25 protein-coding genes are annotated in these 25,185 nt (G+C 62.2%); 9 read left to right on the top strand and 16 right to left on the bottom strand.

Annotation, left to right across the window (positions count from 1 at the left end):
• Positions 1-18: 18 nt before the first annotated feature.
• Genes AGR13A_RS21750 through AGR13A_RS21735 form a run of 4 tightly spaced genes read left to right on the top strand, consistent with a single transcriptional unit; the run spans position 19 to position 3,761 of the window.
• Complete coding sequence (locus AGR13A_RS21750) at positions 19-942, top strand: ABC transporter substrate-binding protein (protein WP_080839424.1); 924 nt, start codon at positions 19-21, stop codon at positions 940-942.
• 14 nt (positions 943-956) lie between these two features.
• On the top strand, positions 957-1,961 hold the full coding sequence (locus AGR13A_RS21745) for a FecCD family ABC transporter permease (protein WP_080839422.1): 1,005 nt from the start codon (positions 957-959) through the stop codon (positions 1,959-1,961).
• Positions 1,958-2,962 (top strand): FecCD family ABC transporter permease, encoded by a 1,005-nt coding sequence (locus tag AGR13A_RS21740; protein ID WP_080839420.1) that lies wholly within the window; start codon positions 1,958-1,960, stop codon positions 2,960-2,962. The genes AGR13A_RS21745 and AGR13A_RS21740 overlap by 4 nt, the downstream gene beginning before the upstream one ends.
• Positions 2,955-3,761 carry an ABC transporter ATP-binding protein gene (locus AGR13A_RS21735; protein WP_080839417.1) on the top strand — a complete coding sequence of 269 codons (807 nt, stop codon included), beginning with the start codon at positions 2,955-2,957 and terminating at the stop codon, positions 3,759-3,761. Before AGR13A_RS21740 ends, AGR13A_RS21735 begins: the two co-directional genes overlap by 8 nt.
• Positions 3,762-3,922: 161 nt before the next feature.
• On the opposite strand, the gene AGR13A_RS21730 is transcribed toward AGR13A_RS21735, so the two are convergent.
• Positions 3,923-4,690 (bottom strand): alpha/beta fold hydrolase, encoded by a 768-nt coding sequence (locus AGR13A_RS21730; RefSeq protein ID WP_080839415.1) that lies wholly within the window; start codon positions 4,688-4,690, stop codon positions 3,923-3,925.
• A 155-nt stretch (positions 4,691-4,845) separates the two neighbouring features.
• Between AGR13A_RS21730 and AGR13A_RS21725 the strand changes: the two genes are divergently transcribed.
• Positions 4,846-5,298: a MarR family winged helix-turn-helix transcriptional regulator gene (locus AGR13A_RS21725; protein ID WP_080839412.1), complete on the top strand. Its 453-nt coding sequence runs from the start codon at positions 4,846-4,848 to the stop codon at positions 5,296-5,298.
• A 55-nt stretch (positions 5,299-5,353) separates the two neighbouring features.
• Here the strand turns inward: AGR13A_RS21725 and AGR13A_RS21720 are convergent, their stop codons facing one another.
• The 7 genes from AGR13A_RS21720 to paaN form a co-directional block, all read right to left on the bottom strand.
• The gene (locus AGR13A_RS21720) at positions 5,354-7,399 is read right to left on the bottom strand and encodes a 3-hydroxyacyl-CoA dehydrogenase NAD-binding domain-containing protein (RefSeq protein WP_080839410.1); all 2,046 of its coding nucleotides are present in this window, start codon (positions 7,397-7,399) and stop codon (positions 5,354-5,356) included.
• Positions 7,400-7,403: 4 nt separating this feature from the next.
• Complete coding sequence (locus AGR13A_RS21715; protein ID WP_080839408.1) at positions 7,404-8,105, bottom strand: ABC transporter ATP-binding protein; 702 nt, start codon at positions 8,103-8,105, stop codon at positions 7,404-7,406.
• Positions 8,092-8,877 carry an ABC transporter ATP-binding protein gene (locus tag AGR13A_RS21710; protein ID WP_035227464.1) on the bottom strand — a complete coding sequence of 262 codons (786 nt, stop codon included), beginning with the start codon at positions 8,875-8,877 and terminating at the stop codon, positions 8,092-8,094. Before AGR13A_RS21710 ends, AGR13A_RS21715 begins: the two co-directional genes overlap by 14 nt.
• Positions 8,874-9,830, bottom strand: a complete 957-nt coding sequence (locus tag AGR13A_RS21705) for a branched-chain amino acid ABC transporter permease (protein ID WP_139786111.1) — start codon at positions 9,828-9,830, stop codon at positions 8,874-8,876. Before AGR13A_RS21705 ends, AGR13A_RS21710 begins: the two co-directional genes overlap by 4 nt.
• Before the next feature lie 2 nt (positions 9,831-9,832).
• Positions 9,833-10,705: a branched-chain amino acid ABC transporter permease gene (locus AGR13A_RS21700; protein ID WP_003498144.1), complete on the bottom strand. Its 873-nt coding sequence runs from the start codon at positions 10,703-10,705 to the stop codon at positions 9,833-9,835.
• A 72-nt stretch (positions 10,706-10,777) separates the two neighbouring features.
• On the bottom strand, positions 10,778-11,926 hold the full coding sequence (locus tag AGR13A_RS21695) for an ABC transporter substrate-binding protein (protein WP_080839404.1): 1,149 nt from the start codon (positions 11,924-11,926) through the stop codon (positions 10,778-10,780).
• Positions 11,927-11,971: 45 nt separating this feature from the next.
• On the bottom strand, positions 11,972-13,636 hold the full coding sequence (gene paaN / locus AGR13A_RS21690) for a phenylacetic acid degradation protein PaaN (RefSeq protein ID WP_080839401.1): 1,665 nt from the start codon (positions 13,634-13,636) through the stop codon (positions 11,972-11,974).
• A gap of 101 nt (positions 13,637-13,737) precedes the next feature.
• Here paaN and paaG point away from each other — a divergent pair, with 101 nt between their 5' ends.
• The 4 genes from paaG (at position 13,738) to AGR13A_RS21670 (ending at position 17,015) form a co-directional block, all read left to right on the top strand.
• The gene (paaG, locus tag AGR13A_RS21685; RefSeq protein ID WP_080839399.1) at positions 13,738-14,526 is read left to right on the top strand and encodes a 2-(1,2-epoxy-1,2-dihydrophenyl)acetyl-CoA isomerase PaaG; all 789 of its coding nucleotides are present in this window, start codon (positions 13,738-13,740) and stop codon (positions 14,524-14,526) included.
• Positions 14,523-14,963 carry a hydroxyphenylacetyl-CoA thioesterase PaaI gene (gene paaI / locus AGR13A_RS21680; RefSeq protein ID WP_080839397.1) on the top strand — a complete coding sequence of 147 codons (441 nt, stop codon included), beginning with the start codon at positions 14,523-14,525 and terminating at the stop codon, positions 14,961-14,963. The genes paaG and paaI overlap by 4 nt, the downstream gene beginning before the upstream one ends.
• Before the next feature lie 126 nt (positions 14,964-15,089).
• A complete protein-coding gene (gene paaK, locus AGR13A_RS21675) occupies positions 15,090-16,313 on the top strand; it encodes a phenylacetate--CoA ligase PaaK (RefSeq protein WP_308400319.1) in 1,224 nt (407 codons plus the stop codon).
• A gap of 105 nt (positions 16,314-16,418) precedes the next feature.
• Complete coding sequence (locus tag AGR13A_RS21670) at positions 16,419-17,015, top strand: TetR/AcrR family transcriptional regulator (protein WP_003498136.1); 597 nt, start codon at positions 16,419-16,421, stop codon at positions 17,013-17,015.
• 118 nt (positions 17,016-17,133) lie between these two features.
• Here AGR13A_RS21670 and paaZ read toward each other — a convergent pair whose 3' ends face one another.
• From paaZ to pcaF, 8 genes are all read right to left on the bottom strand, one after another.
• Complete coding sequence (gene paaZ, locus AGR13A_RS21665) at positions 17,134-19,191, bottom strand: phenylacetic acid degradation bifunctional protein PaaZ (protein ID WP_080839394.1); 2,058 nt, start codon at positions 19,189-19,191, stop codon at positions 17,134-17,136.
• 16 nt (positions 19,192-19,207) lie between these two features.
• The gene (locus AGR13A_RS21660; RefSeq protein WP_080839391.1) at positions 19,208-19,969 is read right to left on the bottom strand and encodes a Phenylacetic acid catabolic protein; all 762 of its coding nucleotides are present in this window, start codon (positions 19,967-19,969) and stop codon (positions 19,208-19,210) included.
• Between the two features lie 17 nt (positions 19,970-19,986).
• Entirely contained in the window at positions 19,987-21,063 is a 1,077-nt protein-coding gene (gene paaE / locus AGR13A_RS21655) for a 1,2-phenylacetyl-CoA epoxidase subunit PaaE (protein ID WP_080839388.1), read from the bottom strand.
• Between the two features lie 26 nt (positions 21,064-21,089).
• Complete coding sequence (paaD, locus tag AGR13A_RS21650; protein ID WP_080840400.1) at positions 21,090-21,614, bottom strand: 1,2-phenylacetyl-CoA epoxidase subunit PaaD; 525 nt, start codon at positions 21,612-21,614, stop codon at positions 21,090-21,092.
• A 12-nt stretch (positions 21,615-21,626) separates the two neighbouring features.
• On the bottom strand, positions 21,627-22,409 hold the full coding sequence (gene paaC, locus AGR13A_RS21645) for a 1,2-phenylacetyl-CoA epoxidase subunit PaaC (RefSeq protein ID WP_080839385.1): 783 nt from the start codon (positions 22,407-22,409) through the stop codon (positions 21,627-21,629).
• Entirely contained in the window at positions 22,409-22,693 is a 285-nt protein-coding gene (paaB, locus tag AGR13A_RS21640; RefSeq protein WP_003498121.1) for a 1,2-phenylacetyl-CoA epoxidase subunit PaaB, read from the bottom strand. The genes paaC and paaB overlap by 1 nt, the downstream gene beginning before the upstream one ends.
• A gap of 100 nt (positions 22,694-22,793) precedes the next feature.
• On the bottom strand, positions 22,794-23,798 hold the full coding sequence (paaA, locus tag AGR13A_RS21635; RefSeq protein ID WP_080839383.1) for a 1,2-phenylacetyl-CoA epoxidase subunit PaaA: 1,005 nt from the start codon (positions 23,796-23,798) through the stop codon (positions 22,794-22,796).
• Between the two features lie 24 nt (positions 23,799-23,822).
• Positions 23,823-25,028 (bottom strand): 3-oxoadipyl-CoA thiolase, encoded by a 1,206-nt coding sequence (gene pcaF / locus AGR13A_RS21630; RefSeq protein ID WP_080839381.1) that lies wholly within the window; start codon positions 25,026-25,028, stop codon positions 23,823-23,825.
• Positions 25,029-25,185: the final 157 nt, after the last annotated feature.

Below are 25,185 nucleotides of genomic sequence, written 5' to 3'. Positions count from 1 at the left end.
CACTCTCCGGAACCATCGATGATTACCTTTACTCGCAGAACAACAGGCATCCTGCTTCTTTCGACGATCGCGTCGGCCATGTTTTCCCGAACCGGCATCGCCGAAGAGGCACCAAGAAGCATCGCCCATCAGCTTGGCTCGACGGAAATCGTCGGCAGACCACGCCGCGTCGTGGCACTGGAATTCTCCTTCGTGCAGGCTCTCGATGCACTCGGCGTCGTTCCCGCAGGCATAGCCGACGACAACCAGCGCCAGCGCATCGAGCTGCTGCTGGGCAAGAGCATCGACTACGCCTCGGTCGGCACTCGGCTTGAACCCAATCTCGAACTCGTCAGCACCCTTGCGCCGGACCTGATCATCGCGGATGAGGTACGGCACGCCGCCATATATGGCCAGTTGAGTGCCATTGCGCCAACCATCGTCCTGAATAGCTGGGAAGGTGACTACAGGACCATCAAGGAGAGCGTGGCCACCATTGCCGACGCCCTCGGCGAACACGACAGGGGCCAGCAGGTGCTTGCAGCGCACGATGAGACCATCGCCGCACTGGTCGCACGCATCCCGTCCGGTGAACAGCGTCGCATTCTGCTTGCGGTGGCGACGCCGGATTCGATGAGCCTTCATACTTCGTCATCCTTCACCGGCTCTGTTTTTGAGGCTCTCGGCCTCGTGCCCGCCCTCCGCTCCTCCGATCCGGTGGAGAGCGGGGCCAGCCTTGAGCGGCTGATCGCGGTCAATCCCGACATCCTGCTTGTCGCTACCGACCCGGGCGGCACCGCGCTTGACCAATGGAAGGGCAATGCCGCCTGGGCCAACATCGCGGCGATCCGAAGCAACATGGTCTTCGAGGTCGATCGCAACCAGTTCGCCCGGTTCCGTGGATTGCGAACCGCCGAAATGATCGCCCGGGAGCTGCTGGCCAAGGTCTACAGGGCGGGATAGGGATCGTGACGGCGATGGCCTCCAAAGGCCCGGACAACAAAACACGGCGGCCACTTCTCGTCGCAGCCTTTCTCATCGTGCTTCTGGCCGCAAGCGTGATCGCCGGGATTGCCTTCGGCGTATCGCAATTGTCGCCAATGACGGCCCTTCGGCTTCTGGTGGCTCCCGACGGGTCGCCAGAAAACGCGCTTGTCTGGGACATCCGCCTGCCGCGCGTCCTTCTTGCCGTTCTGGTCGGCGCCAATCTGGCGGTGGCCGGTGTCCTGATCCAGACCCTGACACGCAACCCGCTGGCATCGCCGCAGACTTTCGGCATCAATGCCGGCGCGTCGCTTGCCATCGTCGTCTGCCTGATCGCCTTTCCGGCGCTTCGGGGAGCAGGCACAGTCTGGCCGGCCTTCGTGGGCGCTGCCATCGTGGGCTTTGCGATGTGGGCGCTCTCGGTATCCGGGGCGATGAACGATATGAAACTCGCCCTTGCCGGCATCTCGATCCAGCTCGTGCTGTCCGCCCTCGTCCAGGCAATACTGATCGCCAACAATGCGGCGCAGGACATCGTTTACTGGCTCGCCGGCTCGGTCAACGGCGCGCAGTGGCCCAAGGTCTGGACGATCCTGCCGTTCTCGCTGGTGGGTGGTGGATTGGCGCTTGTCGCCGGGCGGCATTTCGGCGTTCTGTCGCTCGATGAAAGCACCGGCGTGTCACTCGGGCAGAATGCGCGGCGCGTCGGCGGACTGGCTGCGGTTCTCATCGTCGTCCTGGCCGGCTCGGCTGTTGCCGTCAGCGGCCCCATAGGTTTCATCGGGCTTCTGGTGCCCCATATCGTCCGGCGTCTCGTCGGCAGCGACCAGGCAACCGTCCTTGCCCTCTCCCTGCTCTGTGGCCCACTCCTGCTCAACACCGCCGATCTTCTCGGCCGCATCGCCGCCTTTCCGTCTGAACTGCCCGTTGGCATCGTGACGGCGCTGATCGGCGCTCCAGCCTTTCTTCTGCTGCTCAACCGCCGGAGGGGTGCATGAGCCGCGCGCTGGAGCGACAGGCAGACGCCCGTGCCATCGGCGTCTGCGGCATCCTTTTTCTGCTGCTTGCGGCCATCGCTCTTCTGGGCATCATGGCGGGTGCCGTCACGCTCGGTTTTCGCGAGGTTCTCGACGCGCTCGGCGGCGGTAAAAACGCCTTCATCGTGATGCAATATCGTCTGCCGCGGATCGCCGTCTCCCTTCTTGCAGGTCTCTCTTTCGGCCTCGCCGGTGTTTTCCTGCAGGGCGCGCTGCGTAACCCACTCGCCTCCCCGGATGTCGTCGGCATCATCAAATGGGCGGGGCTAGGGGCTTTTCTCGCCGGGCTCGCGACACCACCGGCCTGGGTGAGCTGGTCGGTGCCGCTCGGCGTGATCGCTGGCGCCCTGTTCGGTGCGGCCGCGCTCCTTTTCATCGGTCGGCGCTTTGGTGGCGTTGCCTCGCTCGCGCTGACGGGCGTCGCCCTCGGAATGCTTGCCCAGGCGCTGATGCAATACATCATGGTGCTCCACCCTTCCCGTGCCGACCAGTCCATGGTCTGGCTTGCGGGAAGCGTCTATGGCAGCACGGCACGCGATGGGCTCTTCCTTTCGCTCTGGCTCCTCGCCTGCCTGCCGGCCGTTATCTATTCTGCGCTGCGGCTGGATGCCGGTGGCTTCGGTGACGATACGCTGACCAGCATCGGAATTTCACCGCCTGCCCTGCGTGGCGGCCTGATCTTCATATCCGTTCTCCTGTGCGCCGGCGGCGTCGCGGCTGTGGGAAGCATGGGGTTTCTGGGGCTCATCGCACCGCATGCCGCACGCATTCTCGTCGGCAGCCGCGCACGCCATCTTGTGCCGGCAAGCGCCCTTGTCGGCGCCCTTGCCCTTTCTTCAGCAGATCTGATCGGCCGGGTGATCGCCCTGCCGAATGAAATTCCCGCCGGCATCGTCGCCGCTGTGATCGGCGGTCCCTATCTTGTCTTTCTATTGATCAAGGAGACAGGTCGCCATGGCTGATGCCCACCCGACACGCCTTCACTGCGAAAAAATCACCGTCGGCTATGCCGCCGCCCCTGTATTGAACGATGTCGATCTCGCCATACCGGACGGGAAAATCACGGCCCTGATCGGCGCAAACGGCAGCGGCAAGTCGACACTGCTGCGCACGCTGGCGCGTGTCATTCACCCCTCCTCCGGCACGGTCTATCTTGATGGCAAACCAATCAGAACGATGGCCGCAAGAACGGTTGCACAATCGCTTGCCCTGTTACCGCAGAGCCCGGTATCTCCGGATGGGCTGACCGTCAGACAGCTCTGCCGTTTCGGTCGCCATCCGCACAAAGGCATCCTGTCGCGCCCAAGCCGGCACGACGAAGAGATTGTCGAACAGGCTCTGGCCTCCACCGGCCTTCTTGAGCTTGCCGAGCGCGAACTCGATCGGCTGTCGGGCGGCCAAAGGCAGCGCGCCTGGATTGCCATGGCACTGGCGCAGGAGACTCCGCTCCTCCTGCTCGATGAGCCGACGACCTATCTCGACATCGCCCATCAGCTGGAAATTCTCGACCTCCTGAGAAAGCTGAACGCAGACGAAGGCCGAACGATCGTCATGGTTGTGCATGACCTCAACCACGCTGCACAATATGCCGACCACCTGGTTGCCCTTGCAGATGGCGGCATACTCGCCACAGGCAGCCCCTCCGGCCTGCTGACCCCACGCCTCATCAACGCCATTTTCGGGGTCGAGGCGATGGTCATTCCGCATCCCGCCGATGGCACGCCACTGTGTCTGCCTCTCAGCAGTAAATCGAATAGCTGACAGGGAATGGGCGGGTGCACGAAGCCTTCGCTTTTTACTCTGGGGGGAGGTTTGGGGGCTTAACCCTGAAGTCACCGCTGGCGACTGGTTCTTTTGGGGCGTCAGCATGAAAACCGGGGATCATCTCCCCGGTTATCGTTTCAATTTCACTTTTGCGCGTCTCAGTTCCTGGCTTTTGCCGCCTTTTCGATGATGTCGGCAACAGCTTGCGGATTGGAGACATAGACGGCATGACTGCCGGGAACTTCAGTGACGGCGGCACCGGCGCGCTTTGCCATCAGGCGCTGGGCTGGCGGCGGTATCATGCGGTCGTCGGAAGCGACCAGATAGAAGCTCGGCTTTGCCTTCCAAGCCGGCTCGGTCACGGCGCCAGCCAGGGCTTCAACACCCCACGGCACCTGGGAATCCGCCATGAAAGCAGCGGTTTGCGGGTCAACGTCGGCGGCAAAGGAAGCCGCGAATTTTGCCTTGTCGAGGAACAGGAAGCCATCCATCGGAGGCAGGATCGGCGGAACGGGAGCACCTTCCGGCGGATTGGCGATCAGCGATGAGACCGACTCCCCCTTATCCGGGGCAAAAGCGGCGATGTAGACGACCGACTGGACCTTCTCATGGGTGCCGGCTTCGCTGATGACAACACCGCCATAGGAATGGCCGACAAGCACGACAGGGCCATTCAGCTGGTCGATGGCGCGCTTGGTGACGGCAACGTCATCGGCAAGAGAGGTGGTCGGGTTCTGAACGATACTGACGGTGTAACCATCCTTCTTCAGGATATCATAGACGCCCTTCCAGCCGGAACCATCGGCGAAACCACCGTGGACAAGGACGATGTTTTTGACGGCGGCGTCATTCTGCGCCGACGCGATGGAGGCGCCGGTGGCGGCCACAACGATGGAGGCGGCGGCAAGCAGGACATTCTTGAGCATGTGCGTAACTCCTGTTTTGTTTGTTTCGCAATAATCATTATCGCGATAATTATCTTGTACGGCATTGCATTTTATCTGTCCATATTTTTATTATCGCGATAACGATTTCTGTGATAATGTGATGAAAACACTCGCAGAAATTTTGGAGATGAGACGTGACCGACGCCCCGACCCTGCCGCTGGACAGCCAATTGTGCTTCTCGATCTATTCCGCCGCCTTAGCGATCAACCGGGCCTACAAACCCATGCTAGATGCACTCGGCGTCACCTATACCCAATATCTTGCCCTCAGCGCCCTATGGGAACGCGATGGCCTGACGATATCCGCCATAGCCGATAGGCTCGGCCTGGAGCCGAGCACGATCACGCCGGCGGTGAAACGGCTGGAGACCGCCGGCTTCCTCTCAAGGCGGCGTAGCACGACCGACGAGCGTCTGGTCGAGGTATTCCTGACCCCGAAGGGAACGGAACTGCATCCGAAAACCGGCTGCCTCACGGATGCGCTGCTGCGCCGCTCCGGGTTTACCATACCCCAGATGATCGATCTGAACGAGAAGGTTCAATCGCTGAGAGACGGGCTTACCCGCACGGGCACCGAGCAGCCCTAGACGCAAGCGCGTCCAAATGCCCGGCGCATTGCCTGCCGTGGCAGACGTTCAGGCTCTAGATCGCTGACTGGGCGGCGGCTCGGCGCAGGCCATTGCTTGGGGGCTCCGCAAGGCCCTCGGCTGACAGGCGGTCGAGGACGGCCACGACCTCGCCAAGACCGCGCTCCACGGCATAGTGCATCGGCCCGCCGCGCCATCGCGGAAAGCCATAGCCGTGGATCTTGACGAGATCGATGTCGGCGGAGCGCAGGGCGATATGCTCCTCCAGAATACGCATCGCCTCGTTGACCATCGGCAGAATGATCGCATCGGCAATCGACGCGTCGTCCCAAACCCGCTGCACCTGACCGGCTGCCTCCTCGGCAATGATCGCAGCCACGATTTCCGACGGTTTTACTGCGCGATCGCCCGGCTGGTAATCGTACCAGCCACCGCCGGATTTCTGGCCAAAGCGCTCAATGGCGCAGAGCCGGTCCGCCACGGGCGCGAAAGGCGTTTCACCCCGCTCGCGCGCGGCCTTGCGCTGGAAGGCGGCGATGTCGAGACCGCCGAGATCCTGCGCCTCGAAAGGCCCCATGTGCAGGCCGAAGGCACGCATGGCGGCATCGACCGCCGAAGGCGTTGCGCCGGAAAGCAGCAACCGTTCGGCCTGCGCACGCGTCACCTTCAGAATGCGGTTGCCGATGAAGCCATCGCAAATGCCGGCGCGAACCGGGATCTTGCCGAGCAGGCGGGCGAGCGCGAAACCGGTGGCCAGAACCTCCGGCGCGGTTGCCGCCGTCGGCACGATCTCCAGCAGCTTCATGACGTGGGCCGGGCTGAAAAAATGCAGGCCGAGGAAACGTTCGGGGTGGCTTACGCCTTCGCTGATCGCGATGGGATCGAGATAGGAGGTGTTTGTCGCCAGCACCGCATCCGGCCGGCAGACATCGGAGAGTTTTTCAAAGACAGCGCGCTTGACGGCAAGGTCCTCGAATACGGCCTCGATAACGAGGTCGGTATCGGCAAGCGGGCCATAATCATCGCTGCCGGTGACACCGGCGATGCGCTGGTCCGCAACGTCCTGTGTGATACGGCCGCGTTTCACCGCGCCTTCAAAAATAGCACGGATATTTGCAAGCCCGCGCTCGACCGCCGCCGTATCGCGCTCGATGAGGGTGACGGGCAGGCCCGCGTCAAGCAACGCTGCGGCAATACCAGCGCCCATGGTGCCACCGCCGATGACGGCTGCGGTGCCAATATCATGCGGCGTAATGCCGGATAGTTCAGGCGGACGTGGCGCAGCCCGCTCGGCGAAAAAGACGTGGCGCAGTGCGACTGCCTGGGGAGAACCGCGCAGTTCCAGGAAAGTCTCCCGCTCGAAGGCCATGGCGTCGGCGAATTCGGCCTCGCTCGCCTTGCGGATGGAGGCGAGTGCGCGCAGTGGGGCAACCTCGCGTCTGGCTTTGGCGGCCACGGCTTTTTCAGCGTTTTCCCAAAAGCCGGTTTCGACGGCCGGCACGGCACGGCTGGAGATAGGCTGCGGAAGGGGGTCTCCAGCGACACGTTTCGCAAACGCAATTGCACCTGCACGAAGCTCGCCGTCGATCACGGCATCGATGAGGCCCAGGTCTTTTGCCTTCTTCGCCCCGACCGGGTTGCCGCTTGTCACCAGATCGACAGCGGCAGCAGCACCGATCAGGCGCGGCAGACGCACCGTACCGCCCGCGCCGGGGATGATGCCAAGCTTGACCTCCGGCAGACCGAGACTGGCGGTGGAAAGCGCCACCCGATAGGCGCAGCCGAGCGCCACTTCGAGACCGCCGCCAAGCGCGCTGCCGTGAATGCCCGCGACCCAGGGCTTTTTCGCGTTTTCGATACTCGCCACCACATCCGGCAGATGCGGCGGCAACGGCGGTTTGCCGAACTCGCTGACATCGGCGCCGGCGATGAAAGTGCGGCCGGCGCAGAGCAACACGACGGCCTTCACTCCCGCATCCGCGTCCAGCTCCGCCACCGTGTCGACGAGCGCCTGGCGAAGCGCCTGCGACAGCGCATTGACGGGCGGATTGTCGACTGTGACGATTGCAATGGCGTCTTCGCGGGCGATGGTAACGGTCATTGTCTCATATTCCCAGGTAAGCAGCGCGGATGCGTTCGTCCGCAATCAGGTCTGCGGCAGGGCCGGACATGGTTATACGCCCGGTCTCCATGACATAACCGCGATCGGCGACGGAGAGCGCGCCAAAGGCGTTCTGCTCGACAAGAAGCACGGTGACGCCGAGCGCCTTCATGCTCTTCACCACGTCGAAGATCTGCGCGACGAGGATGGGCGCAAGGCCCATGCTCGGTTCGTCCAGAAGCAGACAGGAGGGGCGTGCCATCAGCGCCCGGGCGATCGCCAGCATCTGCTGCTGGCCACCGGAAAGGCCGCCCGCCGCAAGGTTCCGCTTCTCCTTGAGGATCGGAAACATCGCAAAGGCATCCTGCATGTCGCGCTCCACCTTGTCGTCGGCGAAGAGATAGGCGCCAAGCCGAAGATTTTCCTCCACCGTGAGGTTGGTGAAAATCTGGCGGCCTTCCGGCGATTGGGCGAGACCGCGTTTCACACGGGTATGCGCCGGAACGGTTGTCAGTGCTTCACCGCGAAACAGTATCGAGCCTGCCGAGACCGGCTGGATGCCGGAGAGGCACTTCAAAAGCGTCGTCTTGCCGGCGCCATTAGCGCCGACCACGGTAACGATCTCCCCGGAAGCAACGTCGAGATCGATACCGTGTAACACCTCGATGCGACCATAACGGGAACGCAGCCCCTCAACCGTCAGCATTCTGGACCTCCGCTGCCTGGGTGCCGAGATAGGCTTCGATGACACGCGGGTCGCGCGAAATCGCCGCCGGTTCGCCTTCGGCGATCTTTTCGCCATGGTCGAGCACGACGATGTGGTTGGAAATGCGCATGACCATCTTCATGTCGTGCTCCACCAGCAGGATCGACACGCCCTCGGCCGCGACCTGCGCGATAAGGTGATCGATCTCCTCCGTCTCGACGGCGTTACAACCTGCGGCCGGTTCATCGAGCAGCAGCGCGCGGGGTTTCAGCGCCAGCGCGCGGGCGATCTCCAAACGCTTCAACGCGCCATAGGAGAGCGAGCCAGCCTCCTGTTCGGCGGCCCGGCCGAGACCTACCCGGTCTAGCAGGGCCCGCGCACTTTCCTCCGACGCCCGGCTGCGGCGACGCGTGGCAGGCAGCGAGAAGAGATCGGCGAAGACCGAACCGCGCTCATGCAGATGATGGCCGACAATGGCGTTTTCGAGCACGCTCATCGACTGGAATATCTGCAAATTCTGAAAGGTCCGCGACAGGCCGCGGCGGGCGAGCAGGTGCGGCGACATGCGGGTGACGTCCTCACCATCCAGCAGGACACGGCCGCGCGTCGGGGCATAGACGCCGGAGATCATGTTGAAGAGGGTCGTCTTGCCAGCACCGTTCGGGCCGATGACGGAGACGATCTCACCGGGTTTCAGGGAAAAGCCGACATCCTGGACGGCGCGCAATCCGCCGAAATCGATGCCGAGACCCTCTATCTGAAGCAGGCTCATTCTCCCCTCCCTCTGAGACGGCGCGCGATGGACGGCAGCAGGCCCTCGCGCATGAAGATCATCACCAGCATCATCACGAGGCCGAGCATGAGCTGTTCATATTCCTGAAAGATCGTCAGCACCTGCGGCAGCGTGGTAAGGATCGCAGCACCCAGAATGGCGCCCGGCACCGAACCGGCACCGCCGAGCACCGTCATGGTCACCATTTCGATGGAATGCATGAAACCCGCGACGTCAGGCGTGATGAACTTGTTCTGCAGCGCCAGCAGCGAGCCGGAAACCGAGGCATAGACCGCCGAGATGACGAAGGCGACCAGCTTATGATGCGCAACATCGACGCCAACCGTGCGGGCGGCGACTTCCGAGCCATGTAATGCCCGCAGCGCCCGGCCGGTCGGGCTGTGGTAAAGATTGAGCGCCAGCCAGGCGCCGATCACCAGCACGACGCCGGAAAAGGCATACCAGAACTCGGTGTTGGACAGGTCGATGCCGATCGCCTTCAGCACGGCGCGCAGCCCCAGTTCCGGCACCGGCATGCCGTCAGGCCCGCCGGTCAATTTGGCCTCGTTCGAAAGCACCATCGAGACAAGGATGCCAAAGCCGAGACTGGCGACGGCAAGATAATATCCCTTGAGGCGCAGGATCGGCCGCCCGACAAGATAGGCGATGACCGCAGAAACAAGCGCGCCGAGGATGGCGGCAAGCACCGGGTGCAGGCCAAGATGGACAGGCGCAAGCGCGCAGGCATAGGCACCTATGCCGGCAAAGCCCGCATGGCCGAGGCTGATCTGACCGGCATAACCGATGAGGATAACGAGGCCCGTCACCGCAAGGCCGTTGACGAAAATCAGCGAGCCGACACGGAAATAATAGGAGGACGGAAAAAAGACCGGCGCAATCGCGATGACTGCTGCGAGGATGAGAAGCGTGGTTGCCTTGTTCGATAACCGCATTGTCACACCCGATCCGTCGACTTGTGGCCAAACAGCCCCTGTGGCATGGCGAAAAGCACAGCGAGGATGATGATGAACGCAGCCGCATCCTTATATTGCGAGCTGATGTAACCGGCCGTCATTGCTTCCAGAATACCGAGCAGCAGGCCACCGACCAGCGCGCCCTTCGGGTTGCCCATGCCGCCCAGCATGGCTGCGGCAAAACCTTTCAGCGCCAGCGCAAGGCCGACATCATAGCCCGTCAGCGTAATCGGCGTCACCAGCACGCCGGCCAGTGCCCCGATGGCGGCGGACATGGCGAAAGAGAGCGTCATCACATAATTGGTGTTGATGCCGACAAGCTGCGCGGCGACGCGGTTATTGGCGGTTGCCAGCACCGCACGGCCGATCAGCGTGCGGGTGAAGAACAGCCAGAGACAGAAGAAGACGGCCAGCGCACCGGCAATGACCCAGAGGCTCTGCGGCAGGATGGTCGCGCCGCCGATGGCAATCGGCTGGTCGCCGGAAAAGGCCGGGAAACGGTGAAGCTGCTTGTCGAAGACGAGCTGCGTGGCGCCTCTGATAAAAATCGAAGCGCCGATGGTGATGATGATCAGCGAAACGACCGGCGCGCCGCGCGCGGGCTCGATTGCCAGCTTGTTGAGCGCAACGCCGATCGCCGCCGTCGTCACGATGGCGATGAGCGCAGCCAGCGGCAGCGGCACGCCTGCGGCATGCGCGAAGAACGTGATCATGCCGCCCAGCATGACGAACTCGCCCTGGGCGAAGTTCACAACGTCGGAGGCGTTGTAGATAATCGTGAAACCGAGGGCGACCAGCGCATAAACGGCGCCGACCGTTATCCCGGACAGAAGGAATTGCAGCAATTCGGGCATGGGGGCCTCCGCTTGGCGCGACGGTTCCCGCCGGTCAGCGCCTTGATGGCGCAGACCGGCGGCACGGTCCGGTTATTCGACGATTTTCCAACCGCCGTTTTCGATCTTCAGCATGCGAAAGGCTGAGAGATCGAGGCCAAGGTGATCCGTTGCCGACATCGTCACCGTACCGGTCGTTCCGACAAGACCCGATGTGCCTTCAATGGCATCACGGATTGCCGATGGTTCGGCGCTACCAGCCCGCTTGATCGCATCAACGAGAATGCGCAGGGCGTCATGAGCATAACCACCGAAGGTCGAGACCGGCTTTCCGGTCGCCTTCTCATAGGCTTGCTTGTAGGCGACGACCACGGCGCGCTGCGGGTCGCTTTCCGGAAGCAGCCCGGCGACGAGCAGCGCCGTGCCCGGCAGGCGCACACCTTCCGCAGCCTGCGCACCGGCAAGCTCGATAAAGCCGTCCGAGGCGACGCCGTGCGACTGGTAGAGCGGCAGGCCGACGGCAAGCTGCGCATAGTTGCGCGTGACGATCGCCGGGCCCTGGCCGAAGCCCGGGTTGAGCACCGCCTGAATGCCGTCCTTGCCCTTGATGTTGGTCAGCTGCGGCGTCATGTCGGCATCGGTCGGGCCATAGGTCTCGTCAGCCAGAACCTCGATGCCATATTCGCCGATGATCGCCAGGCACTGCTTGCGCATGGAAGCGCCGAAACCGTCCGAGCCGGAGATCAGGCCGATCTTGGCGATGCCGGCCTTCTTCATGTCCTCGAAAATCTTGGCGCAGGCCATGCGATCCGTATGCGGCGTCTTGAAGACGAAGGGCTTGACCGGATCGATGATCTCGATTGCACCGGCAAGCGAGATGAACGGCACTTCGGCATCAGAAAGGACCGGGATGACGGCCATGGATGTGCCGGTCGTGGTGCCACCGATGACCGCAACGACTTCATCATCCTCGACGAGGCGGGTCGCAAAGGTGCGGGCCTTGTTCGGGTCGCCGCCATCATCATAGATGACAAGCTGCAGCTTCTCGCCATTGACGCCACCTGCCGCATTGATCTCCTGCACGAGCATCTTCAGCGTCTTGGCTTCCGGGTCGCCCAAAAACGATGCGGGGCCGGTTTCGGAAACCGTGGCGCCGATCTTGATGTCGGCCAAAGCGGGCGCGGCAAAGCCGAGGGCAAAGGCCAGCGAAGCTGCGAGCGCAGTCGTCGTCAAAAATTTCATGTTGATTTCTCCTCCCAAAGAAAAAAGTTTAAGTCGAAATTCCTCTCACGCCGCCACAGGGCGGCGCCACATCACCACGCGGAACCGGTTTGCAACAAATGCCGCATCCGTCAGGCTGGCATTGCCCGCAGGGTTGGCACCGGTAACGTGGAAATCGCTGAAAGCGGCGCTCTGGTTGACATAAATGCCGCCGGTCAGATTGACCGAAAGATTGACGCCTGCGGCAGCGAAACGGTCGGCTGCGCCGAGAATTCGTGCCTCGTCTGTTTCGTAGAGTGCGGCCGTAATCGCCCCCTTGCGCTCGGCAAGTTCAGCAGCGCGGTTGACTCCCTCGGTCACGTTATCGACAGCAACGACGAAGGCAATCGGGCCGAAGCGCTCCTCACCATAAGCGTCCGTATCGGCCGCATCGACGGCAAGGATCAGAGGTGTCGCAGTGCGCGCCTCCTCAAGTCCCTCCACCGGCATGGACTCGCGCAACACGCGGCCGACCGACCGGGCTGCCGCAATGCGGGCAAGCGTGTCGGGATTGGCGATCGCTCCGCAGATACCGGCAGCACGCGCCGGGTCAGCAAGCAGGGCATCTACGGCAGCGGCAATACCGGACGCGACCTCATCGAAGCTCTTGTGACCCTCATCCGTTTCAATGCCGCCGCGCGGCACGAAAATATCCTGTGGCGCCGTGCACATCTGGCCGGAATAGAGCGACAGCGAAAAGGCGATGTTGCTGCACATGCCGGCGAAATTGTCGGTGGCGCCGATGACGATGGAATTGACGCCCGCCTCCTCGGTATAGACATCGGCGCTGCCGGCGTTTTCGCGCACCCAGCTGCCGAAACTGTTTGAACCGGTATAGTCGACGATAGCGATGGCGGGATGCCGCACGAGATCCTTCGTAATCTCGGCGCCGGGCGCGTCGGCGGCGAGCAGCACGATGTCGGCCGCAAACCCCTCTTCCACCAGCACCTGACGGGCTATCTCGACGGTGATGGCCAGAGGCAGGATCGCGGCCGGGTGCGGCTTGACGATGACCGTATTGCCGGTGGCAAGGCTGGCGAAAAGGCCGGGATAGCTGTTCCAGGTGGGAAACGTGTTGCAGCCGATGACCAGTGAAATACCGCGCGGAAAAATGCGCCAGTGTTTTTCCATGACGATAGGCTCGCCCCTGCCCTGCGGCTTCGTCCAGATCGCCTGCAAAGGCGTGCGGGTCATCTCGGCATAGGCATAAGCGACCGCCTCAAGACCACGATCCTGGGCATGCGGGCCACCGGCCTGAAAGGCCATGGCAAAGGCTTGGCCCGTCGTGTGCATGACGGCATTCGCCATTTCGAAGCTTCTGGCATTCAGTCGCGCCAGGATTTCGAGACAGATGCCGGTGCGCACCTCCGGCGATGCGGATGCCCATTGCGACGCGGCGGCGCGAGACGCCGAAATCAGCAGATCGGGGGATGCGGCGGGATAGGTAATGCCGAGCGCCGGGCCGAAAGGAGAGATTTCCACACCGACAGGACTTTTGTCTGCCGGGTGTCCGGGCAGATCGAAGGGCTGCGCGAGGCGCGCCTTGTAAGAGGCTAGACCATCATCCTTGGCGGTTTCGCCATAGATCTTGCCGCTTGGAACTTCCGGATAAGCAGACCAGTAATCGCGCTTGACCGCAGCATCTGTCGCCGCTTGCAGCGTCGGATGATGGCGCTCGAATAATCCGGTCATGTCCCACTCCTCCCAGTCTGTTGTTTTATAATTGACTGACCGGCCGGTTTATGCAAGAACTTTTTTACGGTCGCCGCTGGGAAGGGCGACAGGGAGGAAACATGTCGGATTCAGACACTATTCTGTCTGCGTTTGCCGATGGCGTTCTCAGCCTGACGCTGAACCGCCCGGACAGGCTCAATGCCTTCAACGAGGAAATGCATCTTGCACTACGCGCCGGTTTCGAGCGCGCCCATGCGGATGCGGATGTCCGCGCCGTCCTGCTGACCGGCGCCGGCCGCGGTTTTTGCGCCGGCCAGGACCTTGGCGACCGTGACCCTAGGAAGGGCGTGCCGGACCTCGGCCACACCATCGAGACCTTCTATAATCCATTGCTGCGCCTGATCCGCGGCCTGGAAAAGCCGGTCATCTGTGCCGTGAACGGCGTCGCCGCCGGCGCTGGCGCCAATATCGCCTTTGCCTGCGATATCACCCTTGCCGCCCGCTCCGCCCGCTTCATCCAGGCCTTCGCCAAGATCGGCCTCGTGCCGGATTCCGGCGGCACCTGGAGCCTGCCGCGTCTGATCGGCGAGGCCCGTGCCAAGGCGCTCACGCTCACCGCAGAACCGCTTGCAGCCGAAACCGCCGCCGACTGGGGCCTGATCTGGCGCGCCGTAGATGATGACAGATTGCTGGAGGAGGCATCCGCGCTCGCCACCCGCCTCGCCGCAGGCCCAACGAAAGGGCTTGGCATGACGAAACGCGCCATACAGGCGGCTGCGACCAATTCGCTGGATCAGCAGCTCGACCTCGAACGCGACCTGCAGCGTGAGGCCGGGCGCAGCGCCGATTATGCCGAAGGCGTTGCCGCCTTCCTCGAAAAGCGCAAACCGGAGTTCAAAGGCAAATGAGCGCCGCCAGCCTTTCCCCGCAGGCGCTGGCCGAAGCCTGCGCCAAAGCCATGTGGGACGATGACAACGCCACCCGCCATCTTGGCATGGAGCTTCTTGCGATCGCGCCCGGCGAGGCGACGATCACGATGACGATTGCCGAAACCATGACGAATGGCCATGGCACCTGCCATGGCGGTTACATCTTCACGCTGGCGGACTCGGCCTTCGCCTTTGCCTGCAATACCTATAACCAGCGCACCGTCGCCCAGCACTGTTCGGTGACCTATATCGCGCCGGCCTTCAAGGGCGACCGGCTGAAGGCGACGGCACGGGAGGTGTCACGCCGCGGACGGGCCGGGATCTACGATATCCGCATTACCAATCAGGAGGGCGAGCACGTCGCGGAATTCCGCGGCCACTCGCGAACAGTCAAGGGTACCCATCTGCCGGAATAAAGCCGACGCCGGTACCATCGCATTCTCGGAGGAGATTTTAATGGAAGACCTTTCCCCCGCCCCGGCGACCTCGATGCGATCGAGACGGCGTCGCGCGACGAGATTTCCGCGCTGCAACTTGAGCGCATGAAGTGGTCGCTGACCCACGCCTACGAGAATTCCCCCTTTTACCGCCAGCGCTTCGACGAGGTGGGCGTTCACCCCTCCGACCTGAAGACATTGTCGGATCTCGCAAAATTCCCCTTCACCACCAAGAAGGACCTGCGCGACACCTATCCGTTCGGCATGTTCGCCGTGCCGCGCGAAAAGCTCGCCCGCATCCACGCCTCCTCCGGCACCACCGGCAAGCCGACCGTCGTTGGCTACACCGCAAAGGACATCGATACCTGGGCAACCGTCGTCGCCCGTTCGATCCGCGCCTCGGGCGGCCGCGCCGGCGATATCGTCCATGTTGCCTATGGTTATGGCCTGTTCACCGGCGGCCTCGGCGCGCATTACGGCGCAGAGAAACTCGGCTGCACGGTCGTGCCGATCTCCGGCGGCATGACAGAACGCCAGGTGACCTTGATGCAGGATTTCAAGCCGCGCATCATCATGGTCACGCCTTCCTATATGCTCTCCATCCTCGACGAATTCCGCCGTCATGGCATCGACCCGCGCGAAAGCTCTCTTGCTGTCGGCATTTTCGGCGCCGAACCATGGACCAATTCGATGCGGCAGGAGATTGAGCAGGCTTTCGACATGCATGCCGTCGATATCTACGGTCTTTCGGAAGTGATGGGGCCCGGTGTCGCCAACGAATGCGTCGAGACGAAGGACGGCCTGCACATCTGGGAGGATCATTTCTACCCGGAAATCATCGATCCGGTGACAGGTGACGTGCTGCCGGATGGCGAACTTGGCGAGCTGGTCTTCACGACACTGACCAAGGAAGGCCTGCCGATCGTGCGCTACCGCACGCGGGACCTGACGCGGCTTCTCCCCGGCACGGCGCGGTCGATGCGCCGCATGGAGAAGATAACCGGACGTTCCGACGACATGATGATCCTGCGCGGCGTCAATGTTTTCCCCACGCAGATCGAGGAACAGATCCTGAAATGTCGCGGCCTTGCCCCTCATTTCCAGATCGAGCTCAGCCGTTCGGGCCGTATGGACAACATGACGGTTCACGTCGAATGTACGCTGGACGCGACCGATGAGGGCGCACGCACCGGATCTGCGAAAGAGCTTGCCCACCACATCAAGAGCGTGGTTGGCGTTTCCACGAAGATTTCGGTGCATGAGCCCGGAGGCGTGGCGCGCTCGGAAGGCAAGGCGAAGCGGGTGGTAGACAACCGCCCGAAAGAATGAATGAAGGAAAAGCCGGAATAGTCCGGCATCGGGTTGACTGTGTAAAGGGAGGAGCGGCACCCCTCCCACGGCAATCACCCGGGAATGAGCAGAAACAGGAAGACCATGGCACGGACGCGGGCAGTTGATTTCGAGGAAAAACAGCGTGGCATTCTGACGAGTGCCGCGGCGGTGTTTGCCGAGGTGGGCATGGAGAAGGCTTCCATGTCGATGATCGCCTCGCACAGCAATGTCTCCAAGGCCCTGCTCTATCACTATTATCCCGGCAAGGACGCGTTGATCTTCGACATCGTCCGCACGCACCTGACGGAACTCGACGGCGCGATCGAAGCGGCGGATCGTAGCGATGTGGCGCCGCAGGAGCGCCTGCGCCTTCTCGTGAAGGCCGTCATGAAGAACTATGAAGGCCGCGATAACGAACACAAGGTGCAGCTCAACGGCACCAGCGCGCTGTCGCAGGAACAGCTTGCAGAGCTGCAGGCGATCGAAAGACGGATCGTCAAACGCTTCTCCGGCGTGATACAGCAGGTCAACCCCGACCTTAACCGGGACCGGCCATTGCTGATGCCAGTGACCATGTCGCTCTTCGGCATGATGAACTGGGTCTATATGTGGTTCAGGCCGAACGGCCCTGTCACGCGCGACGAATATGCGGATATAGCAACCACGCTCATCCTCGAAGGCGTCAAGGCCGTGCGCTGACGCGCACCATCGCTCTTTTCCACAATGAACGACTCAAGACGCCCTTCTCCACATCTCCCGTGATCCGACAGGCCCGATCTCGCACTCAAGATCGAGCGTCCTCGGCGTGCCCGAGGGTTCAGCTTCTCGTTTTCGCCACCATGGTCAGAACGTCATACTGGGCGACGGCAACATCGTTCTGGTTGGTGACCCTGCAGTCCCAGCGCACCTCGCCGTGCTCGGCATCGACGCGCGGATTGATTTCCTTGCAGGTCAGCTGCACCTGCAACGTGTCCCCCGGATTGACCGGCGTGAGGAAGCGCAGATTGTCGACACCGTAATTGGCAAGCACCGGACCCGGTGCGGGATCGACGAACAGGCCTGCCGCGAAGGAGACGATCAGATAACCGTGGGCAACGCGTCCTTCGAAGAACGGATTGGCCCTGGCCGCTTCCTCGTCCATATGTGCGTAGAATGTGTCGCCGGTAAAATTGGCGAAATGTTCGATATCCTCCAGCGTCACCTGACGGGTGGCGGTGACAAGCTGATCGCCGATGCGAAGCTCCGCCAGCGACTTGCGGAAGGGATGTTCGCCGTCCGTTTGGGTCTGAGCACCGGCAACCCAGCGGCCGGTGACCGCTGAAAGAAGTGTCGGCGAGCCCTGTATGGCAGTGCGCTGCATGTAATGTTTGACGCCGCGCATGCCGCCAAGCTCCTCACCGCCACCGGCGCGGCCGGGACCGCCATGGACGAGGCCGGGCAAGGGCGAACCGTGGCCAGTGGAAGACTTGGCGCTGACGCGGTTGCCGATCATCACCCGGCCATGGAACGGCGCCATGCCAAGCACGACCTCTTCCGCAAAGGCCGGATCATTGGTGAAGACCGAGGCGACGAGACTGCCCTTGCCACGACGCGCGAGATCAACGGCCTCCTCGGCGCTGTCATAGGGCATGACGGTGCTGACCGGGCCGAAAGCCTCGACGTCATGCACGGCCTTCGCCTCGAAGGGACGGTCGCAATAAAGCAGCACCGGATTGAGAAAGGCGCCGGCCTCGGCATTACCGGAAACGATGCGCGGAATATGGGGATCACCGGCAACGATTTCCGCATCGCCGAGCAGATCGCGGATGCGGGCACGCACTTCGTCGCGCTGGTCGAGGCTGGCGAGCGGGCCCATGCGGACGTTTTCGTCGGTGGGATTGCCAAGCACCGTCTTGCCCAGCCGGTCGCCCAAAGCCGCGACCAGCGCATCACAATGGGCGCGCGGCGCGATGACACGGCGGATGGCCGTGCATTTCTGCCCGGCTTTCGACGTCATTTCACGGGCAACTTCCTTGACGAAGAGATCGAATTCCTCGGTTCCGGGCCCGGCATCAATGCCGAGCACGGACGCGTTCAGGCTATCGGCTTCCATGGTGAAGCGGACGGAATTGCCGATGACGGCAGGATGGCTCTTTAGTTTACGACCGGTGGAGGCCGAGCCGGTGAAAGTGACGACGTCCTGACCCTCGACATGATCGAGCAGATCACCGACCGAGCCGGCAATAAGCTGCACGGCGCCTTCCGGCAAAAGGCCTGTCTCAATCATCCGGCGCACCATCAGTTCCGTCAGATAGGCGGTCTGGCTGGCCGGCTTGACGATTGCCGGCATGCCTGCCAGCAGCGTGGGAGCAAGCTTTTCCAGCATGCCCCAGCAGGGGAAATTGAAGGCGTTGATGTGTACCGCCACACCTTGAAGCGGGCTTAGAATATGCTGGGCGGAAAAAGTGCCGTCTTTCGACAAAACCTCGGCATTGCCATCGAGCAGCACACGCGTATTGAGCAGTTCGCGTCGACCTTTGGAGGCGTAGGAAAGCAACGTGCCGATGCCGCCGTCAATATCGACCCAGCTGTCGGCACGGGTGGCACCGGTGGCGGCGGAAAGCGCGTAAAACTCTTCCTTGCGGTCCATCAGCGCCAGGCCAAGCGCCTTCAGCATCGCGGCCCGTTCATGGAAGGACATGCGGCGCAGGGCCGGACCGGCCTTTTCCCGACCATAGGCAAGGGTGCTGGCAAAATCGATGCCGCTCGAATCGATGAAGGCGACGGGCGCACCGGTCGAGGCGTCAAGAAGCGGAACCCCTTCCCTGGCCCCCGCGGTCCAACTGCCACAGACATAGCTTTCGAGCCGGCGAGGCCGGGACGCCAGAACGTTCATAGTCATTTCCTTCCTGTCAGATCAGTTTCAGCGCAGACAATTGCGCCTCAACGTCCGCCTGCCATTCGGCAAGGAGTGTTTCATTGGGAGTATGGCGAAGGCCGAACCGTGCCAGCGTGCCAAAGCGCGCCGAGCCGGAAAGCCCGAAGCTCGCGGCAACCCGCGGGCGCCAATAGGTGATGGAGGCCATGGCCGTATCACGTTCGGCCGGATTTGCCGCGATGCGCTCAAGACCGGCGATGCCAAGTTCGAGATGGCGCGCCTCGCGCGGCAGGATGCGGCGGAAAACCTCGGCCAGCGGCTGGTAGGAGACATGTGAAAGCTCGCGCAGCTGAATGACGCCAGCCTTGCCCATCAGCACATTCATGACGACGGCGTCGACCCAGCCGCCGAGCGGATAATGGAAGACCGAAAGACGCATATCGCCTTTCTGGCGGGCAGCCCCGATATCGGCATCGCGGGGAAGGCGCTCGGCCCAGGGGTGGTGGACGGCGTAACGTCCGCCATCGGCACCGAAGCTTTCCATCACCTTCAGGATCTGGCCGGCATGATCGGTCTTTTCGAGCACGATGCGGGCGGCAGAGATACGCTCCTGGATACCCGGCGCGTCGTTGATGATATCGGCAAAACCGGCGGAACCCGCCAGTTCGCTATCGACGAAGCTTGCCATCAGGCGCAGCAATTCGCCGCGATAGCGCGCCGGCACATTGTCCGGGGAGGTTAGGACACCGCCCTGCGCGAGATAGTCTTCGATCGGCATTGTTTCGGTGTGGGTCATGCGGTCGTCCTCCGCTCTCACTGGTCGTAGCTGACGACGACCTTGTCGCTCAGCGGGTAACACTGGCAGGTCAACACGTAACCCTGCCGAACCTCGTAATCTTCAAGCGCGTGATTGACCTCCATCTCAGTCTCGCCCTCGATGACCTTGGCGCGACAGGTGGAGCAGACGCCGGCCTTGCAGGCATAGGGCGCGTCGATATTGTTTTCGAGCGCAGCGTCGAGCAGGCTCTGGCCCTGTTTGGGCATGTTGAAGATACGGGTGGCGCCATCGAGCGTCACCGTTGCCTGACAGCTGGCATTCGCATCCGTGCCATGGGCGTTCTGTGCCCTCGCCCGTGCGCGGCCTGGCTGCGAAGAAGCGAAAAGCTCGAACTTGATCTGGTCGTCGCGCAGTCCGTGCTCGCGCAGCGCGCCTGCAATCGCCAGCATCATCGGCTCGGGACCGCAGATGAAGGCTGTCGTCACCGAGGTCAGGTCGATCCAGCTCTTGAACAGCGCTGCACATTTTTCCGCATTGACGCGGCCGGTGAAAAGGTCGATGTCCTGCGCCTCGCTTTCGAGCACATGCAGGACGGAAAAACGGCCAAGATAGCTGTTCTTCAGGTCCTCCAGCTCCTCACGGAACATGATCGAGGAAATCTGGCGGTTGGCATAGACAAGCGTGAAGCTGGAGCGCGGCTCGCGCTTGAGCGTCGTCTTGATGATCGACAGGACGGGGGTAATCCCGCTGCCGCCGGCAAAGCCGAGATAATGCTTGGATGCTTCGGGTTCGATATCGGTGAAAAAGGCCCCCATCGGCGGCATGGCCTCCAGCGTATCGCCGGCTTTCAGCCCCTCATTCGCCCAGCTGGAGAAGCAGCCGCCATCCACCCGCTTGATGCCGACGCGCAACACGCCTTCATCGCGTCCCGCGCAGATCGAATAGGAGCGGCGCAGTTCCTCACCATCGAACTTGCGGCGGAAGGTCAGGTACTGGCCCTGGGTGAAATCGAAGGCGGCGCGGTCTTCCTCGGCGGGAACCAGCGTCACGACAACAGCATCGCGGGTTTCGCGGCGCACTTCAGTAACATTCAGGGAATGGAAACGTGCCATGGGTGGCCCTCATCCTTTGCGTCAGGTCAGATGCACTTGAAATAATCGAAGGGTTCCAGGCAGTCGGTACAGCGATAGCTGGCCTTGCATGGCGTCGAGCCGAACTGGCTGATCTTTTCGGTATTGGCCGACCCGCAGCGCGGACAGGCGATCGTCAGGTTGGAGCGGCCCGAAAGCCGGTCGATGCGCTTCAGCAGCACGCCGTCGGCGGCGGTTCCGTCAATCGGCGGCGCGATACCGTAGGCCCTGAGCTTCTCGCGGCCTTCCGCGCTGATCCAGTCGGTCGTCCAGGCGGGCGAAAGCTGGCGCTTCAGCCTGACCTTTTCGATACCCCGCTCGTTCAGCGCACGCTCGATATCGAGGTTGATAATCGTCGTTGCCGGACAGCCGGAATAGGTCGGCGTGACGGTCACGACCAGCCCCTCTTCTTCCCAGGCGACATCGCGGATAATGCCGAGATCGACCAGCGATATGACAGGTATTTCCGGGTCCGGAACGTCTGCAAGCCAGGTCCAGACCTGCCGCGCAGAAGGGTGATGCTCGGCCGCCATCATCTGCGCCTCCTACCAGGTTCCGCCGGGATAGGCGCGTTGCAGAAACTGCAGATCAGAGAGAATGAAGCCGAGATGTTCGGTGTGGATGCCGCGCTTGCCACCCTTCTGCATATAACCATCGGCCGGCGTGTTCAGCGTCGCCTCCTCCAGCGTCTCGGCCACGAGTTCATCCCAGGATGCCTTCAGCGATGCGGGCTCCGGCGCCACGCCGGCGGCGGCAACGGCCGTATCCGAGGCATCGCCGATGAACAACTCGCCGGTAAAGGGCCAGAGATCGTCGAGTGCCGCCTGCATGCGGCGATGGCTCTCCACCGTGCCGTCGCCAAGCCGGATCACCAGATCGCGGCTGCGATCGAGATGATAGGACACTTCCTTCAGGGATTTTTCGGCAATTTCGGCGATGCGCTGGTCGCTGGAGCTTTTGAGCCACTTCAGCAGAACGTAGTGCCACGCATCGAACAGGAACTGTCGCATCAGCGTCTTGCCGAAATCGCCGTTCGGGCGCTCGACAAGCAGCACGTTGCGGAAATCCAGCCCGTCACGCAGATAGGCGAGATCGTCAGCGGAACGCCCCTTCCCCTCCACGTCGCCGGCAAGGCCAAGCCAGAGCTGCGTCTGGCCGATCAGGTCGAGCGCGGTGTTGGAAAGCGCGATATCCTCTTCGAGCGCCGGCGAGTGACCACACCATTCCGAGACGCGATGACCGAGAATGAGGGTATTATCGCCCATCCGCAGCAGGAACTCGAAAAGGGCGGCATTGTCGACGGTGGCAGTCTCTTGAGCCACGCCCATCACATATGCCCCACTTCTTCAGGCACGTCGAAGAAGGTCGGATGACGGTAGACCTTGGAATTGGACGGCTCGAACAGCGGTCCCTTTTCCGACGGCGCACTGGCGGTGATGTCGCTGGAGCGGACCACCCAGATGCTGACACCCTCATTGCGGCGGGTATAGACGTCGCGGGCATTGTTGACGGCCATTTCCGCATCCGGCGCATGCAGGCTGCCGACATGGCGATGATTGAGGCCGTGCTGGCCGCGGATGAAGACCTCCCAGAGGGGCCATTCGCTGGACATGATTTTTCTCCCTTATTCGCGCTCGTCAGCGGCGGGCCGCGGTGAGAGCGTATTGACTGCGATTGGGACCAAGGGACCGCAAGCGCGATCCGGAACACACCTATTCGGCGGCGATACGGGCGGCCTGCCGGCGCGACTGCACCTTTTCGGCATGGGCGACGAGACCGTCACGGAACCACTCGCCATCGTCCCAGGCCTTTTTGCGGGCATTGAGACGCTCGGCATTGCAGGGGCCATTGCCGGCGATCACCGCGAAGAATTCGTTCCAGTCCGGCTCGCCGAAATCGTAGCCGCCCTTTTCCTCGTTCCACTTAAGGTCCGGGTCGGGAACGGTCAGGCCGAGATAGGTTGCCTGCGGCACGGTCTGATCGACAAATTTCTGGCGCAGCTCGTCATTCGAATTCTGCTTGATCTTCCACGCCATCGACTGGGCCGAATGCACGGAGGCGTCGTCGGAAGGACCAAACATCATCAGCGACGGCCACCACCAGCGGTTCAGCGCATCCTGAACCAGCGCCTTCTGTGCCGGGGTGCCCTTCACCATTTTCATCAGGATGTCGAAACCCTGGCGCTGATGGAAACTTTCTTCCTTGCAGATGCGGACCATCGCGCGGGCATAAGGCCCGTAGGAACAGCGTTGCAGCGGCACCTGATTCATGATCGCCGCGCCATCGACCAGCCAGCCGACTGCGCCGATATCGGCCCAGCTCAGCGTCGGGTAATTGAAGATAGAGGAATATTTGGCCTTGCCGGAATGCAGCTGCTCGTACATTTCGTCGCGGCTGATACCGAGGGTTTCGGCGGCGCAATAGAGATAGAGACCGTGACCGGCTTCGTCTTGCACCTTGGCCAGCAGGATCGCCTTGCGCTCCAGTGTCGGTGCGCGGGTGATCCAGTTGCCTTCCGGCAGCTGGCCGACGATCTCGGAATGGGCATGCTGGCTTATCTGGCGCACCAGCGTCTTGCGGTAACCTTCCGGCATCCATTCCTTCGGTTCGATCTTCTGGCCGGCGTCGATGCGCTCCTGGAAGGCGCGCTCGACCGGGTCCATTTCATCAAGGCTGCGGACGTGGGCGGCGTCGGTTTTCACCATCTGTGCATACATGGCCATTCCTCCTGTTTTATCGCGTCAGGCACGTTCGAGAATGAGTGCGATGCCCTGGCCGACGCCGATACACATCGTACACAGCGCATAGCGGCCGCCCTGACGATGAAGCTGGTAGGCGGCGGTGGTGACGAGACGGGCGCCGCTCATGCCGAGCGGATGGCCCATGGCGATCGCGCCACCATTCGGGTTCACATGCGCCGCATCGTCGGGCAGACCGAGGTCACGCAACGTGGCGAGCGCCTGCGAGGCAAAGGCCTCGTTCAGTTCGATGACATCCATCTGGCCGATGGACAGTTTAGCACGTTCCAGCACGCGGCGCGCGGCAGGCGCAGGGCCAATGCCCATAATGCGGGGCTCGACGCCGGCGGCGGCCATGGCCACGATGCGGGCCTTCGGCGTCAGGCCCTGTGTCCTGGCTGTCATCTCGCTCGCGACCAACAGCGCGGCAGCGCCATCATTGACGCCGGAAGCGTTGCCGGCGGTAACCGAAAGATCCGGTCCGTTGACACCCTTGAGTTTGGCCAGCTGCTCGGCCGTCGTTCCGGGTCGCGGATGCTCGTCACGATCAACGATAATCGGGTCGCCCTTCTTCTGAGGCACGGAAACGGGGGCTATCTCATCGGCAAAGACACCGGCCTCGTATGCTGCGGCCCACCGCGCCTGGCTGCGCGCAGCAAAAGCATCCTGATCCTCACGGCTAACCCCATAATCGGCGGCGACATTGTCGGCCGTTTCCGGCATGGAATCGACGCCAAAAGCCTTTTTCATCTTCGGGTTGATAAAGCGCCATCCGATTGTCGTGTCATATACGGCATTGGCACGCGAAAAGGCGCTCTCGGCCTTGGGCATGACAAATGGAGCGCGGCTCATGCTTTCGGTGCCACCGGCAATGACGAAATCGCAGTCACCGGCGCGAATGGCCCGGGCGGCCATGCCAACGGCATCCATGCCGGAACCACAGAGGCGGTTTACGGTCGTGCCGGGGACGGAGACCGGCATGCCCGATAGAAGGGCCGCCATGCGCGCAACATTGCGATTGTCTTCGCCGGCCTGATTGGCACATCCATAAATCAGGTCATCGACCTTCGACCAGTCAACCTGCGGATTACGCGCCATCAGTGCCGCGAGCGGAACAGCGGCGAGATCATCGGCACGTACAGATGCCAATAAACCCGCATATCGTCCAATCGGAGTGCGAACAGCGTCGCAGATAAATGCTTCAGGCACGAATTCCTCCTCGTCCTCCTCAGCCCGGCAGGCAATTAGCCGACCGATCGGTTAGTTAATACCATTCCTTATGTCACAGTTCAACACGATTTTTGACGATTCTTGTGACATTTGAAATTCTGCGCTTTCATCCGCATTTTTGCGTTCGCAGAAATAT

Origin of the sequence: Agrobacterium genomosp. 13 str. CFBP 6927 (assembly GCA_900012615.1) — a bacterium.
Classification (GTDB): Bacteria; Pseudomonadota; Alphaproteobacteria; order Rhizobiales; family Rhizobiaceae; genus Agrobacterium.
Note: the sequence above shows the minus strand (reverse complement) of the source record. Positions and strands in the feature narration are given on the sequence as shown.